General features: G+C 63.0%; 11 protein-coding genes. 3 read left to right on the forward strand and 8 right to left on the reverse strand.

All coding sequences use genetic code 11. The annotated features are described in order from the left end of the window. Window positions 1-17: 17 nt before the first annotated feature. From ACT53S_RS13015 to ACT53S_RS13025, 3 genes are all read right to left on the reverse strand, one after another. A complete protein-coding gene (locus ACT53S_RS13015; protein WP_113375852.1) occupies window positions 18-1,538 on the reverse strand; it encodes a tripartite tricarboxylate transporter permease in 1,521 nt (506 codons plus the stop codon). 27 nt (window positions 1,539-1,565) lie between these two features. Next, on the reverse strand, window positions 1,566-2,024 hold the full coding sequence (locus ACT53S_RS13020; RefSeq protein ID WP_476067294.1) for a tripartite tricarboxylate transporter TctB family protein: 459 nt from the start codon (window positions 2,022-2,024) through the stop codon (window positions 1,566-1,568). Between the two features lie 162 nt (window positions 2,025-2,186). Continuing rightward, a complete protein-coding gene (locus ACT53S_RS13025) occupies window positions 2,187-3,161 on the reverse strand; it encodes a Bug family tripartite tricarboxylate transporter substrate binding protein (RefSeq protein ID WP_476067295.1) in 975 nt (324 codons plus the stop codon). Between the two features lie 259 nt (window positions 3,162-3,420). Between ACT53S_RS13025 and ACT53S_RS13030 the strand changes: the two genes are divergently transcribed. From ACT53S_RS13030 to ACT53S_RS13040, 3 genes are read left to right on the forward strand one after another with little or no spacing between them, the layout of a single operon-like run. Beyond that, window positions 3,421-4,098, forward strand: a complete 678-nt coding sequence (locus ACT53S_RS13030; RefSeq protein ID WP_113375850.1) for a response regulator transcription factor — start codon at window positions 3,421-3,423, stop codon at window positions 4,096-4,098. Continuing rightward, window positions 4,085-5,476 carry a sensor histidine kinase gene (locus ACT53S_RS13035; RefSeq protein ID WP_476067296.1) on the forward strand — a complete coding sequence of 464 codons (1,392 nt, stop codon included), beginning with the start codon at window positions 4,085-4,087 and terminating at the stop codon, window positions 5,474-5,476. The genes ACT53S_RS13030 and ACT53S_RS13035 overlap by 14 nt, the downstream gene beginning before the upstream one ends. Continuing rightward, a complete protein-coding gene (locus ACT53S_RS13040) occupies window positions 5,473-6,576 on the forward strand; it encodes an ABC transporter substrate-binding protein (RefSeq protein WP_476067297.1) in 1,104 nt (367 codons plus the stop codon). Before ACT53S_RS13035 ends, ACT53S_RS13040 begins: the two co-directional genes overlap by 4 nt. 47 nt (window positions 6,577-6,623) lie before the next feature. Here ACT53S_RS13040 and ACT53S_RS13045 read toward each other — a convergent pair whose 3' ends face one another. The 5 genes from ACT53S_RS13045 to ACT53S_RS13065 all read right to left on the reverse strand — a co-directional run bounded on the left by ACT53S_RS13045 (window position 6,624) and on the right by ACT53S_RS13065 (window position 13,022). Further along, the gene (locus tag ACT53S_RS13045; protein ID WP_113375847.1) at window positions 6,624-8,129 is read right to left on the reverse strand and encodes a tripartite tricarboxylate transporter permease; all 1,506 of its coding nucleotides are present in this window, start codon (window positions 8,127-8,129) and stop codon (window positions 6,624-6,626) included. 10 nt (window positions 8,130-8,139) lie between these two features. Further along, the gene (locus ACT53S_RS13050; RefSeq protein WP_476067298.1) at window positions 8,140-8,598 is read right to left on the reverse strand and encodes a tripartite tricarboxylate transporter TctB family protein; all 459 of its coding nucleotides are present in this window, start codon (window positions 8,596-8,598) and stop codon (window positions 8,140-8,142) included. A 101-nt stretch (window positions 8,599-8,699) separates the two neighbouring features. Beyond that, complete coding sequence (locus ACT53S_RS13055) at window positions 8,700-9,680, reverse strand: tripartite tricarboxylate transporter substrate binding protein BugD (RefSeq protein WP_113375845.1); 981 nt, start codon at window positions 9,678-9,680, stop codon at window positions 8,700-8,702. Window positions 9,681-9,903: 223 nt separating this feature from the next. Next, window positions 9,904-11,253 (reverse strand): sigma-54-dependent transcriptional regulator, encoded by a 1,350-nt coding sequence (locus ACT53S_RS13060; RefSeq protein ID WP_476067299.1) that lies wholly within the window; start codon window positions 11,251-11,253, stop codon window positions 9,904-9,906. Beyond that, a complete protein-coding gene (locus tag ACT53S_RS13065; RefSeq protein ID WP_476067482.1) occupies window positions 11,250-13,022 on the reverse strand; it encodes a sensor histidine kinase in 1,773 nt (590 codons plus the stop codon). Before ACT53S_RS13065 ends, ACT53S_RS13060 begins: the two co-directional genes overlap by 4 nt. Window positions 13,023-13,026 lie beyond the last annotated feature (4 nt).

The following is a 13,026-nucleotide window of genomic DNA, read 5'->3' on the forward strand; positions in this document are numbered from 1 at the left end:
ACTGCCGGCCGTGAATGTTACTGGGCAGACGCTTCAGCGGCCGCAAGCTGGCGCCGGCGCTTCGCCCGCCAGCCGAGCAGAACCGGCAGGACCGCCACCGCGATGGCAAGGACCCACAGCACCAGCGAGATCTTGCTCTGAAACAGGATGGAGATATCTCCTCCGCTGATCGCCAGTGCATTGCGCAGATTGACCTCCATCACCTTGCCCAGCACGAAACCGAGAATGATCGGCGCCATGTCGAAGCCGGCCTTTCGCAGCAGCCAGCCGGCAATGCCGATCGCGAGCATCAGGTAAATCGCGAAGATCGAGGCATGGGTTGAATAGACGCCGATGACCGAGAGCACGAGGATGCCGGGAACGAGGATCCAGTTCGGCATGGTCAGCACGCGGGCAAAGATGTTGACCAGCGGCAGGTTGAGCGCGAGCAGGATGAAGTTGCCGACGAACAACGAGGCGACGAGACCGCCGACAATTTCCGGCCGCTCGACGAGCAGCATCGGCCCGGGCTGGATGTTGTAGAGCATCAGCGCGCCGAGCATGACCGCCGTGGTCCCGGAACCGGGCACGCCGAGTGTCAGCATCGGCACGAAGGCGCCGGCCGCTGTGGCATTGTTGGCCGCCTCGGGTGCGGCCAGACCACGGACGTCGCCATGGCCGAAGGTGCCCTCGGTGTCGGAAATCCGCTTTTCGGTGGTATAGGATACGGCGCTCGAAACTGAAGCCCCAGTGCCCGGCAGGACGCCGACGATGAAGCCGATGAAGGAACCGCGCAGGGTTGCTCCCATGCTCTTGATCACATCGGACATTCGCGCCGTCATGCGACCGAGTTCCCGGATGACGGTGACGCCATTGGTCTGATGCTCGAGGATCAGCATCGCTTCGGAGATCGAGAAGAGACCAATGACCAGCGTGACGAACTCGATGCCGTCACCGAGTTCCGGCTCGTTGAAGGTGAAGCGATAGGCGCCGGAGGTGGCGTCGAGACCGACAGTGGCCAGCATCAGTCCGAGCACGCAGCCGATCAGCGTCTTGGTGGGCTGCGAGCCGACCATCGAACCAAGGGTGGCGAAGGCGAAGACCATCAGGACGAAGTATTCGGCGGGGCCGAAACCGATGGCGAGGCCAGAGAGCAGTGGCGCGAAGAAGGCGAGACCGATCACGCCGATGATGCCGCCGATAAAGGAAGCGATGCCGGAGAGCGCCAGCGCTTCGCCGGCGCGGCCTTGTTTTGCCATGGGATAGCCGTCCATCGCCGTCATCACGGCACCGGCATCACCGGGCACGTTGAGAAGGATGGACGAGATACGGCCGCCATATTCGGCGCCGCAATAGACCGACGCGAGCAGGATCATCGTGCTTTCGGCCGGCAGGCCCATGGAATAGGCGATCGGCATCAACAGGGCGATCCCGTTGATCGGCCCGATAGCCGGAAGAGCGCCGACAAGTGTGCCGATGAAGCAGCCGATGAAACCGATCAGCAGGTTCTGCCCTGTGAGGGCCACGCCGAAACCGTGCCAGAGATATTCGAAACTCATGGAAGTATCCTTTCAGGTCTGCGACGGTCAGCCGAAAATGGCGCCGGTTGGCAGATAGACCTCGAGCAAGAAGGAGAAAATGAACCACCAGAGGGCGGCGTGGACCACGGCCGCGATGATCGACAGCTTGGGTGATGCGCCAAAAATCCAGCCGGTGACCGCCGTCAGAAGGAAGATCGAGATGGTAAAGCCGAGCGGCTCGAACAGCGCAACGCACACGATCAGCGTTGCGGGCACAGCGAGAACCCGAAGAAGCGCTGATTCGGTCGGGAAACCTTCGGCCGAACCCGGGAACTTCAGATAGAGCAGCGCGAGCAGGCCAAGCAGAACCGCAAGCATCACCGGCATCACGCGTGGACCGAGCGGATCTGAGGAGAAGGCATATTCGATCATGCTGCCGCCAATGCCATAGGCGACGGCAAGCAGAAGAAGGACAAGGGCGCTGATGCGCCCGATCAGCAGGGTGGTTCTCGTGTTATCAGACATAGGTTCTCTCCCGCACCCGGAGCGACCACCACGTTCAACGGGACGGATGTCCAGGGTCATGACGCCAGCAGCCTCTGCTGCGGCAGGTGTTACGCGTTCGGCATCCCCGACCCATCGGCCCAGGGGAGAGGGATGCCGCCCGAGAGCGGCATCCCGGCCAGGTCAGAAGCCGGCTTCCTTCGCCATGACCTTGAACTTCGCCACGTCGCTCTTGACGCGATCATCGAAGTCCTTGCCGAGCATGGTGAATTCGAACAGGCCGCGAGCGTCGCGCTCCTTGGCGAATTCAGGCGTCTTGCTCATGGCGTCGAAGGCCTTGACCCACCAGTCGTAATCCGCGTCGGAGACATCCTTGCCGACATAGTAGCCGCGCCAGACGGGCCACTCGATGTCGTAACCCTGCTCCTTGGCAGTCGGGATGTCCTTCAGTTCACCCGGCAGGCGCTCGGGCGACATGACGGCGAGAATGCGGACCTTGCCGGCCAGGTGATGCTTGCCCATTTCGGCAGCATCGCCGGAACCGACCTGCACATGGCCGCCTTCGAGAGCGGTCAGAACGGCGCCGCCGCCTTCAAGCGCGACGTAGCGCATGGACTTCGGATCTTGTTCTGCAGCCTTGGCGATCAGCGAGCCCTTCATCCAGTCCTGCGAACCAACGGCACCGCCGCCGGCGATCGCAAAGGTGGTCGGGTCGGCTTTATAGGCAGCAACCAGGTCAGCCATCGTCTTGTAGGGCGAGTCGGCATTGACGACGATCACGCCGAAGTCGGCGCCGAGCGCGCCCAGCCAACGGACGGCGTTTTCATCGTACTGGCCGAACTTGCCCTGGGCGAGCAGCAGGGCGGAGCCGGACGACGCAGCCGTGATCAGGTTCGGATCGCTGGCACGCTTCGAGATCACGTGGTTATAGGCCACCGCGCCAACGCCGCCTTCCATATAGGTGACGGCCATCGGCTGGCTGATCTGCTTGGTTTCAAGCAGGGCATTGGCAGCCAGTCGGCAGGTCAGGTCGAAACCGCCGCCCGGCTTGGCACCGGCCAGGCATTCCGGCTTCGTCGGCTCGGCGACGGCAGCGGTCGCGGCAGCAAGGCCGATCAGGGCGGCGCCGGCCAGAAATTTCATCGTGTTGCGGATCATCATTCTCTCCCGAATGTCTGAGCGTTCCTCGGACAATCCCGACCCTGGCCACAACAAGAGGCGTTCACGCCAGACGAGCGTCCGCGTGGTCCTGGTGGCGATGGCGTCGGGATCCTCCCCGAATGCCGGCTTAAGCTCTCTCCCTATGCCGGCTGACCATTGATAGGCCCCAATCCTGTCACGATCCTGTCAAACCCGTTAACGGCGGGATGGGCACGACGCAGCTTGATCACCGCTCAAAGACATGCGACCGATAGGAATGCGCATTCTGCTCGTGGAAGACACGCTCGACGTGGGCGAGGCGATCAGTCGCCGCTTTGAGACCATCGGCCACACGGTCGACTGGCAGACGGACGGTGGCACCGCCTCGGAAATTCTCGATTTTACCGAGTATGATCTGGTCATCCTGGATGTGATGCTGCCGGGCCTCGACGGCTTTTCCATCCTGAAGCGCCTTCGGCAGAACAAGAACCCCGTCCCGGTCCTCGTCTTGACGGCCCGCTCGGAAATCGACGATCGGGTCGGCGCGCTTGATCTCGGCGCAGACGACTATCTGGTCAAACCCTTCGACTTCCGCGAACTGGAAGCACGCGCCCGCGTCCTGATGCGTCGAAGCAGTGGCGGCGAAGCCACCAACGTGATCGCCTGCGGCGACGTGCTCCTCGACCGGTCGCAGCGGTCCGTGCGGGTCGGCAAGCGCGAGGTTCAGTTGAAACGCCGCGAAATGACCCTGCTCGAAATCCTGGCAAGCCGCCCCGGTCGCGTGTTCAGCAAGGAGCAGCTTCTCGACCAGCTGTTCGGCTTCGAAGAAGCGGCGGGGCCGAACGCCATTGAGCTCTATGTCGGCCGGCTGCGCAAGAAGCTGGAGGGCGCCAAGGCCCGGATCGTGACAGTGCGCGGCATGGGCTATCAGTTGGTGTCCGATGCAGAGGACTAAGCCGTCCCTCTTCTCCCGCCTCGTTTGGCGCGTCGCGCTGGTTCTGGCCGGAGGCGCGGCCGTGCTGATGACCGCGGCCTGGCTTTACGCCCGCGCAGCGGCCGACGAGGCCTATGACCGGCTGCTGCAGGGAGCGGCGATCCAGATCCTCGAAAGCCTCGTGGTTGAGGACGGGCATATTGTCGTGAACCTGCCTCCCAGCGCTTTCGAACTTCTGGGCCTGGCCTCGCGCGATCGCATTTTCTACCGGGTCATCGCCCCCGACGGCAGCACGCTCACCGGTTACGATGATCTGGCTGCGAACACCGACAGGGACCATGCGCTGAGCACGCCACTGTTTGAAACCACCCGCTACCGCGACCAGCCGGTGCGTCTCGTCCAGACCAGCCGGGCGATCTCGGACCCGAGCGTCGGTGGCTGGGCTCATGTCCTCATTGCCCAGACGACGGAAGCACGCCAGGCCCTCACGACGGAGCTAACGACACGCGCGCTGATCCTCGTGATCATCATGAGCCTGCTGGCACTGGCGGGCACGGTGCTCGCGGTGCGTTATTCGCTGCGGCCACTCGATGTCCTGGGGGTCACCCTGCGCCGCCGCGACTCCCAGGATCTCACCCCGCTGGCCGTCGATGTTCCCCGCGAACTGGCGCCTTTCGTTGATTCAATCAACCACTTCATGCGCCGCCTCGATGAACGTCTGAAACTGCTGCAGCGCTTCATTGCCGACAGCGCCCACCAGATCCGCACGCCGCTGACCGCGCTTTCGGCGCAGGTGAGCCTGATCGATGAAGACTCGCTGTCCGAGACCGACCGCCGCCACCTGAGCCGAGTGCGCAATCGCACCAACGAGCTTGCGCGCTTCACGACGCAACTGCTCAACCACGCGATGGTCATCCACCGCTTCGATTCCGCCCAGCTTTCGCCACTCGACCTCACGGATGTCGCCCGCAAGGCGTTTCGCGCGGCAGTACCCATTACCATCGATCCGGATACGGTCGTCTCCTTCGAAGCGCCAGATGAGACCCTGACCATCCTCGGCGACGGCCTGAGCCTTCGCGAAGCGATCGTCAACATCATCGACAACTCTCTGCGCCACGGCACTTTGTCCAAGCTGGAGGTTCGGGTTACGCGACGGGGCGATTTCGGCCTGGTGGAGGTCGAGGACGACGGTCCCGGGATCCCGCCGTCCGACTGGGCCCATGTCACCCAGCGGTTCGTCTCGTCGAAATCCGGTGAAGGCAGTTCCGGCCTCGGTTTCGCCATTGCGTCGGAAGTTGCCGGAGCGCTCAAGGGCGCCCTCTCCTTCCGCGAAAAAACGCCGGAACGAGGCTTTACCGTGGTGCTCGAGCTGCCGTTGATGCGAAAGGAAAGGCCATGACGGTGCGTCGCATCGTGAAGTCAACCTTGTGTCTCGGCGCCGGGCTTCTGGCGACATCTCTGCAGGCGCTGGCCCTGGAGGGCGAGCAGACAGTCTTCCCGTCCATCGCCACGGAACAGGCGCGTCTCGTCGTCAAAGGCGCGACGGACGTCGATGCAATGAAACCGCTGATCCTCGATTTCCAGCACCTGGCACCGGAGGTGACCGTCGAGTTCAACGACTACGTGACCAATGACCTCTTCCGCGAGGCCGAAGCCGCCTGTCTCAACGGGAGCGCTTCCGGCGACCTGCTCCTGTCGTCATCGGTCGACCAACTCGTCAAACTGGCCAATGACGGGTGTGCCCAGGACCATCGCTCACCCGAGACCGAACGCGTCGCCGACTGGGCCAACTGGCGCGACGAAGTCTTCGGCTTCACATTCGAACCGGCTGTGATCGTTTACGACGGTCGACGCGTCCCTCCGGAAGACGTTCCGCGATCACATGTGGAAATCGCCGAACTCCTGCGTGCCAAGCCCGATGTCTACCGCAACAGGATCGGCACCTATGACGTGCGCGCCTCGGGCATCGGCTATCTGCTGGCCTTCCACGATGCGCTTCAAGCGCCCACGACCTATGGGCGATTGCTGGAAAGCTTCAGCCGTGCCGAGGTCGTCACCCGCTGCTGCAACAGCGAGGTGCTGGGAGAAATCGCCAATGGCCGGCTTCGCATAGCCTACAACGTGCTGGGCTCCTATGCCTATGCCGCGTCGCGCCGCAATCCGGATCTCCGTGTGGTGATCCCGCGCGATTACGCACTCATTCTGTCGCGCGGCGCGCTCATTCCGAAGCTCGCGGCAAATCCCGGCCTTGCACAGCGTTTTCTCGATTATCTGCTCTCGGCGCGGGGCCAGAAGGTCGCTCGGGAGAAAGCCTTCTTCTTCTCGGAGGGCGCGGCCCTGCCACCGGATGTCGATGGTCCCATGTCCCTGATCGAGTCCGGCGTGGGACGGCCGATCCGCATCGGACCGGCCTTGCTGGCGGCGCAGGACCAGGCAACCCGTGAGCGGTTCATCAACAACTGGTCCTCGCTCTTCGAAACCGGCTCCCCGCAACAATAAGAATGGCCGGCGTCGCCACCGGCCATGGGAATTGCCAGATGAAGACCTCAGTCTTCTTCCTGGAAGACCTCTTCGCGCTTCTTCTTGACGCTCGGGAGGAAGACGATGACCAGAACCGCCAGCGCGATCAAGAGCAGCGTCAGGCTGATCGGACGCGTCACGAAGGTCGACGGATCGCCGCGTGACAGGATCATGGCGCGGCGCAGGTTCTCCTCGAGCAGCGGGCCGAGCACGAAGCCGAGCAGCAAGGGCGCCGGCTCGCAGCGCAGCTTGACGAGCACATAGCCGATGAGACCGAAGAAGGCGACGGCATAGAGGTCGTAGATGTTGCCGTTGACGCTGTAGACCCCGATCGAGCAGAAGGCCATGATGATCGGGAACAGCACGTAATACGGGATCGTCAGAAGCTTCACCCAAAGCCCGATCAGCGGCAGGTTCAAGACCAGCAGCATCAGGTTGCCGATCCACATCGAGGCGATGATACCCCAGAACAGCGCCGGCTGTTCGCTGGCGACATTCGGGCCGGGCACGATGCCCTGGATGATCATCGCCCCGACCATCAGCGCCATCACCGGATTGGCAGGGATGCCAAGCGTGAGCAGCGGGATGAACGAGGTCTGGGCACCGGCATTGTTCGCCGATTCAGGGCCCGCAACGCCTTCGATCGCCCCATGGCCGAACTCCTGCGGGTTCTTCGCCATACGCTTTTCGACGGTGTAGGAGGCAAACGAGGCCAGGATCGCACCGCCGCCCGGAAGGATGCCAAGCGCCGAGCCGATGCCCGTACCGCGCAGCACGGGCCAGATCATGCGCTTGAAGTCATCGCGCGTCGGCATCAGTCCGGTGACCTTGGTCATCAGCACCGAACGATTGCGATCGCTTTCGAGGTTGCGCAGGATTTCGGCGACACCGAAGACACCCACGGCAACGGCAACGAAGTTCAGGCCATCTGCATATTCGGTGATGCCCATCGTGAAGCGGGGCGTGCCGGAATAGATATCGGTACCGACGAGCCCGAGCAGCAGACCGAGCGCGACCATGGCGAGCGCCTTGATGATCGAGCCGTGCGCAAGCGCGATCGACGAGACGAGACCGACGATCATCAGCGAGAAGTATTCGGCCGCGCCGAACTCCAGTGCGATCGATGTCAGCGGCGGCGCGAAGATCGCGACCAAGAAGGTCGAGACCGTACCGGCGAAGAAGGAGCCAATGGCCGCGATGGCAAGCGCCGCCCCGGCCCTTCCCTTGCGGGCCATCTGGTAGCCGTCGATCGCGGTCACCGCCGAAGAAGACTCACCCGGCATGTTGATCAGGATCGCCGTGGTCGAGCCACCATACTGCGCGCCGTAATAGATGCCGGCGAGCATAATCAGCGACGAGACGGGCTCGAGCTGGAAGGTGATCGGCAGAAGCATGGCGATGGTCGCCGTGGCACCGATGCCGGGGAGAACGCCGATCAGCGTGCCGAGAATGACACCGATCAGGCAGAAGAACAGGTTCTCGATGGAACCGGCCGTCGAAAAACCAAGGGCGAGATTGCTGATGAAATCCATGGCCGCCTCCTCAACGGAACCAGGGGCCGAAGCGTTCGAACGGCAGGCCGAGGCCGTAGCTGAACACGAGGACCGAGAAGAGCGTGATGCCGGCGGCCAGCGCGAGCGCCGCGGGGACCCTCAGCCGCTCCGAGGCGAAGCTTGCGATGAAGGCGGCGACGAACAGCGCCGGGACGAAGCCCGCGCCGCGCACCAGAAGGCCAAAGACGATCGGCGCCGGCAGGATGAAGAGCATGCCGCGCCAGGCAATCGCACCGATCACCTCACCGGTGACCTTCACGGACTGCACGAGAATGACGATACCGAGCAGGGTCAGCACACCCGCCAGCACGAGCGGAAAGTAGCCCGGCCCCATGCGGAAAGCGGTTCCGAGTTCCAGAGACAGAGATTGCAGGACGAAGAAGAGGCCGAGACCGATAAACAGCAGACCGCAGATGAGGTTGGCCGTGTCGAAGCGTAAGGATTTCATGATGTCCCCCGACAAAAGGCGCGGACGGGCCTGGGCGGACCGACCGGCACGACAAGTCGCGGACCCGGTCGTCAAACCGGATCCGCGCAGATGTGGATGGATCAGTCGGCGTACTGTCCGGCCGCTTCGATGACCGGCTTCCAGCGGGCGATTTCGCCTTCGAGCTTAGCCTTCAGCGCTGCCGGGGTGACATCGGCGTCGGGCGACGGAGCCGTGCCCAGTTCGGCGAAGCGGGCAACGACATTCTCGTCCTTGAGTGCCTTCTTGAGCGAGGCATTGAGCTTGTCGATCGCTTCGGCCGGCGTGCCCTTCGGCACGTAGACGCCATGCCAGATGCCAACCTGGAAGTCGTTGAGACCACCTTCGGCAGCGGTCGGCACATCCGGCAGCACCGGCAGGCGCTCGGCCGATGTGACCGCATAGGCCTTGATCGTGCCGCCCTGGATCTGCTTGGTCGTATTGGTGGTCTGGTCGCACATGATGTCGACCTGGCCGCCGAGCAGATCGGTCATGGCCGGACCGGTGCCCTTGTAGGGAACGGTTACGAGCGGGGTCTCGATCTGGCTCATGAACAGCATGCCGCAGAGATGGGAGGCCGCACCAATGCCGGCATTGGCCACGGTGACCTTGTCCTTGTTGGCCTTCACATACTCGACGAGACCCTTGAGATCGGTCGGCTCGAAGTCCTTACGGGCAACGATGGTCATCGGCACATCGGTGACGAGACCGACATAGTCGAAGGCATTGAGCGGATCATAGGCGAGCTTGCGATAGAGGGTGGCACTGGTGGCCATGCCGATGTGATGCAGCAGGACGGTGTAGCCATCCGGCTCGGAGCTCGCCACGCGGCCGGCGCCCAGCGTGCCGCCGGCGCCGCCGACGTTTTCGACAAGAACCTGCTGGCCGAGATCCTTGGACATGGATTCGGCGACGAGACGTGCGACCGTATCGGTCGGACCACCGGCGGCGAACGGCACGACCATGGTGATCGAGCGCTCGGGATAGGTCTGAGCCGATGCGGCTGCGGCGATGAAGGTTGCGGCAATGGCAGTCGCGCTGAAGAGCGACTTGAAGAAAGTCATGAAAGCCTCCCGGTTCGATGGATCCTGCCGGTTCGGCTCCTCCCGCCCGGCATTGGATGGCCCGATCTTCTTCAGGTGAGGCCGGGTCACAATTGCCCCGGGCACAGAGTGCTGAGCTTTTCTCGACTGTCGCACCGCAACATGGGTAGGTTTCCGCCCAAGTCGGTTTTCCGATGTGTGGATTTCCACCCATCGAACGACGGGAGACGCCGGATCCGGCAAGTCAGTCGCGCGGATCGATGGCGAGACTCTTGTCCAGCCCGTGCTTCTGCATTTTCTCGTACAGCGTCTTGCGGGAGATGCCGAGTTGCTCATAAACGGGCCGCAAGGCACCGCCGTGAGCCGTGATCGCATTGGCGATCAGCTGTTTTTCATAAGCCGCGACCTTGTCGGCAAGCCGAGTATTTGCACTTTCGAGAGCCGCCGCACTGTCGAGCCCGGTTTCAAGCCCGAGCACCAGACGGTCGGCTGCATTGCGCAGTTCACGCACATTGCCCGGCCAGTCGCGCTCGGCGATCTCGGAGAGGATCTCTGGCTCGACTTCCATGTCATCCCGCCCATAGCGGGCGCAGGCTTCGCGCACCAGATGCAGGAAGAGCAGCGGGATATCGGCCCGCCGCTGGGCCAGAGACGGAACCCGAAGTGTCACGACATTCAGTCGGTAGAAGAGATCAGCCCGGAAGCGGCCAGCCGCCACCTCGCCTTCCAGGTCCACCTTGCTTGTTGCGAGGAAACGCACATCGAGCGGTACGATCTCGTTCGATCCAAGGCGCGTGATCGTCCGTTCCTGAAGGACCCGCAGAAACTTCGCCTGCAGATCGAAAGGCATGGAGCCGATTTCGTCGAGCAGGATGGTCCCGCCACGGCCGTGTTCGAATTTACCGTAGCGAGGACGGAGTGCACCCGGAAAGGCACCGGCCTCGTGCCCGAACAGTTCGCTCTCGATCAGCGTCTCCGGGAGCGAGGCACAGTTGATCGCAAGAAACGGTCCCTTCGCCCGACCACTGACATCGTGCAGGCCGCGCGCGACGACTTCCTTGCCGGCACCCGTCTCACCAATGATCAGCGCATCGGCCTCCGTCGCCCCGATCGCCCGGACACGGTAGCGCAGGTCGACCATGACGGGTGTCCGCCCCGGGAGGCGCGTCTCAATATCGTCGCGTTTGCCGGCAACGGCCCTCAGGCGCCGGTTTTCAAGCACCAGCGAACGACGGTCGAGCGCATGGCGCACCACCCCCGCCAGCGCCTGACTGGCAAACGGCTTCTCAATAAAATCATAGGCACCGTCGCGCATCGCCTTCACCGCGAGCTGCACCTCGCCGTGGCCGGTCACAAGAATCACCGGGATTTCGTGGTCGAGCTCACGGATCCGATGCAACAGCGTCATCCCGTCGATGCCGGGCATCCGGATGTCGGTAACCACGACACCATCGAAGCCGAAGCCGACACGGGCCAGCACCTCTTCTGCCGAAGCATAGGCCTTGACCTCGAGGCCGTGCAACTCGAGTGCCTGGCTGGTGGAATAGCGCAGTTCCTCCTCGTCATCGACGAGCAAGACCAGTCCCGAATTCATTCTGCTGCCTCGTTCAATGCCTCTGCTTCGAGCAGTTCGATGCGAAACAGAGCTCCGCCGCCTTCACGCTGCCCGACTGTCAGGCTGCCGCCGAAATCCTTGATGATGTTGTAGGAAATCGAAAGCCCGAGACCAAGCCCCTTGCCGACACCCTTGGTGGTGAAGAAGGGATCGAAGATGCGTTCCATGATCGCCGGTGGCACACCCGGGCCCCGATCGCCGATTTCGATGACCACCCGTGCCTGCTCCCGCCGGGCCGAAAGCTCGATCCTGCGGTCATCGAGACCTTCGACCGCGTCACAGGCATTGGTGACGATGTTGACCAGAACCTGTTGCAGTCGAACCGAGCCGCCTTGGACGCTCGGCAGCCCTGGCTCGAAGTTCATCGACAAGGTCGCATCCGCTGTTCCGAGCCGGGCGGAGACGATCTCGAGCGTTTCCTCCACCACCTCCTCGATCGAAATCGGCCCGAGTTTCTCGTTCGGCTTGCGCGCAAAATTGCGCAGGTGCCGCGAGATCGAGGCCATGCGGTCGATCAAATTGGAGATCCGCCCGAGATTGTCCCGCGCCTCGGGGATCCTGTCGCGATCGATCAGCATGGTCGCGCTGTCGGCATAGGTTTTGGCGGCAGCCAGCGGCTGATTGAACTCATGCGACAAGGCGGCCGACATCTGGCCAAGGCCTGCGAGTTTGCCGGCCTGGATGAGATCGGCCTGGGTCTGGCGCAGTTGCAGGTTGACCCGCGCCAGATCCGCCGTGCGCGCCTCGACCCGCCGTTCGAGCTCGGCCTGAGCCTCGATCTGCATATGCATGCGCTCTTGCAGTCGCGCTCGGCGCTGGATGACGACGGCAAGCCCCAGCCCCAAGAGGCAGAGCGACAGGAGAATGGCAACCAGCATGGTGCGCGCCTGGGCATGGATCGTGCCCGTATCGAAGAGCACCTTCACGGTCCAATCGGCGCCCGGCATATATTGCTCGAGCACGAGATATTCCCGCGAGCCACCGGCCTGACTGACAGTCATCAGCACATGTTCGCCGAGTGTGCTGCGCTTGATCGGCAGTTCGCGCAGCGCCGCATCGGCATAGCGGCGGGAAGCCGAAGTCCGCTCCAGCCGCTCCGGAGTGAGAGGCTGCACCGAGGAATACAGCCATTCCGGATCTGCGGCCATGAAGATGATGCCCTCAGGGTCGTGGACGAGGATCTTGTATTGACCACCCCGCCAAGACGTCTCGATCCCCTCGACATCGACCTTGAAGGCAATCACACCCCGCACCGCGCCATCCACTTCGATCGGCGAAGAAAAGTAGTAGCCGCGCTTCAGGGACGTCGTGCCGAGCGCGTAGAAGCGTGCCTGCTTGCCGGCGGCCGCCTCGAAGAAATAGGGCCGATAAATGAAGTTCTCTCCGATGAAGCTTGCCGGGGCGTCGAAATTGCTGGCCGCAATCGTATTGCCGTCCATGGTCATCACATAGATGTCCGAGGATTCGAGCAGCGTATTGATTTCCTTCAGATAGAGATTGGCCGCTTGGCGCAGGTTTGGATTGCCGGGATCCAGCACCAGTTCCTTCATGTCTTCATGGTCGGCGATGAGGGCCGGCAGGGTCTCGTAGCGACTGAGATGACCGGCCAGCGCCGAAGTCGCCAGACGCAGAGCACTGTCCGCCTGCAGGGATGCCTCCGCCATGACGTTCTGCGTCAGGAAGCGGTTTCCGACGGTCATCAGCAGGATGCTGGCCGCGACAAGGACGAGGACCAGCGCGACGATCATGCGC

This window comes from Allorhizobium sp. DMC15 (assembly GCF_056314065.1).

What these genes read in the sequence shown, in the direction of transcription:
- ACT53S_RS13015 (WP_113375852.1), bottom strand. Translation starts at nt 1,538, where the DNA reads ATGAGTTTCGAATATCTCTGGCACGGTTTCGGCGTGGCCCTCACAGGG.
- ACT53S_RS13040 (WP_476067297.1), top strand. Translation starts at nt 5,473, where the DNA reads ATGACGGTGCGTCGCATCGTGAAGTCAACCTTGTGTCTCGGCGCCGGG.
- ACT53S_RS13035 (WP_476067296.1), top strand. Translation starts at nt 4,085, where the DNA reads ATGCAGAGGACTAAGCCGTCCCTCTTCTCCCGCCTCGTTTGGCGCGTC.
- ACT53S_RS13055 (WP_113375845.1), bottom strand. Translation starts at nt 9,680, where the DNA reads ATGACTTTCTTCAAGTCGCTCTTCAGCGCGACTGCCATTGCCGCAACC.
- ACT53S_RS13020 (WP_476067294.1), bottom strand. Translation starts at nt 2,024, where the DNA reads ATGTCTGATAACACGAGAACCACCCTGCTGATCGGGCGCATCAGCGCC.
- ACT53S_RS13025 (WP_476067295.1), bottom strand. Translation starts at nt 3,161, where the DNA reads ATGATCCGCAACACGATGAAATTTCTGGCCGGCGCCGCCCTGATCGGC.
- ACT53S_RS13045 (WP_113375847.1), bottom strand. Translation starts at nt 8,129, where the DNA reads ATGGATTTCATCAGCAATCTCGCCCTTGGTTTTTCGACGGCCGGTTCC.
- ACT53S_RS13060 (WP_476067299.1), bottom strand. Translation starts at nt 11,253, where the DNA reads ATGAATTCGGGACTGGTCTTGCTCGTCGATGACGAGGAGGAACTGCGC.
- ACT53S_RS13050 (WP_476067298.1), bottom strand. Translation starts at nt 8,598, where the DNA reads ATGAAATCCTTACGCTTCGACACGGCCAACCTCATCTGCGGTCTGCTG.
- ACT53S_RS13030 (WP_113375850.1), top strand. Translation starts at nt 3,421, where the DNA reads ATGCGCATTCTGCTCGTGGAAGACACGCTCGACGTGGGCGAGGCGATC.
- ACT53S_RS13065 (WP_476067482.1), bottom strand. Translation starts at nt 13,022, where the DNA reads ATGATCGTCGCGCTGGTCCTCGTCCTTGTCGCGGCCAGCATCCTGCTG.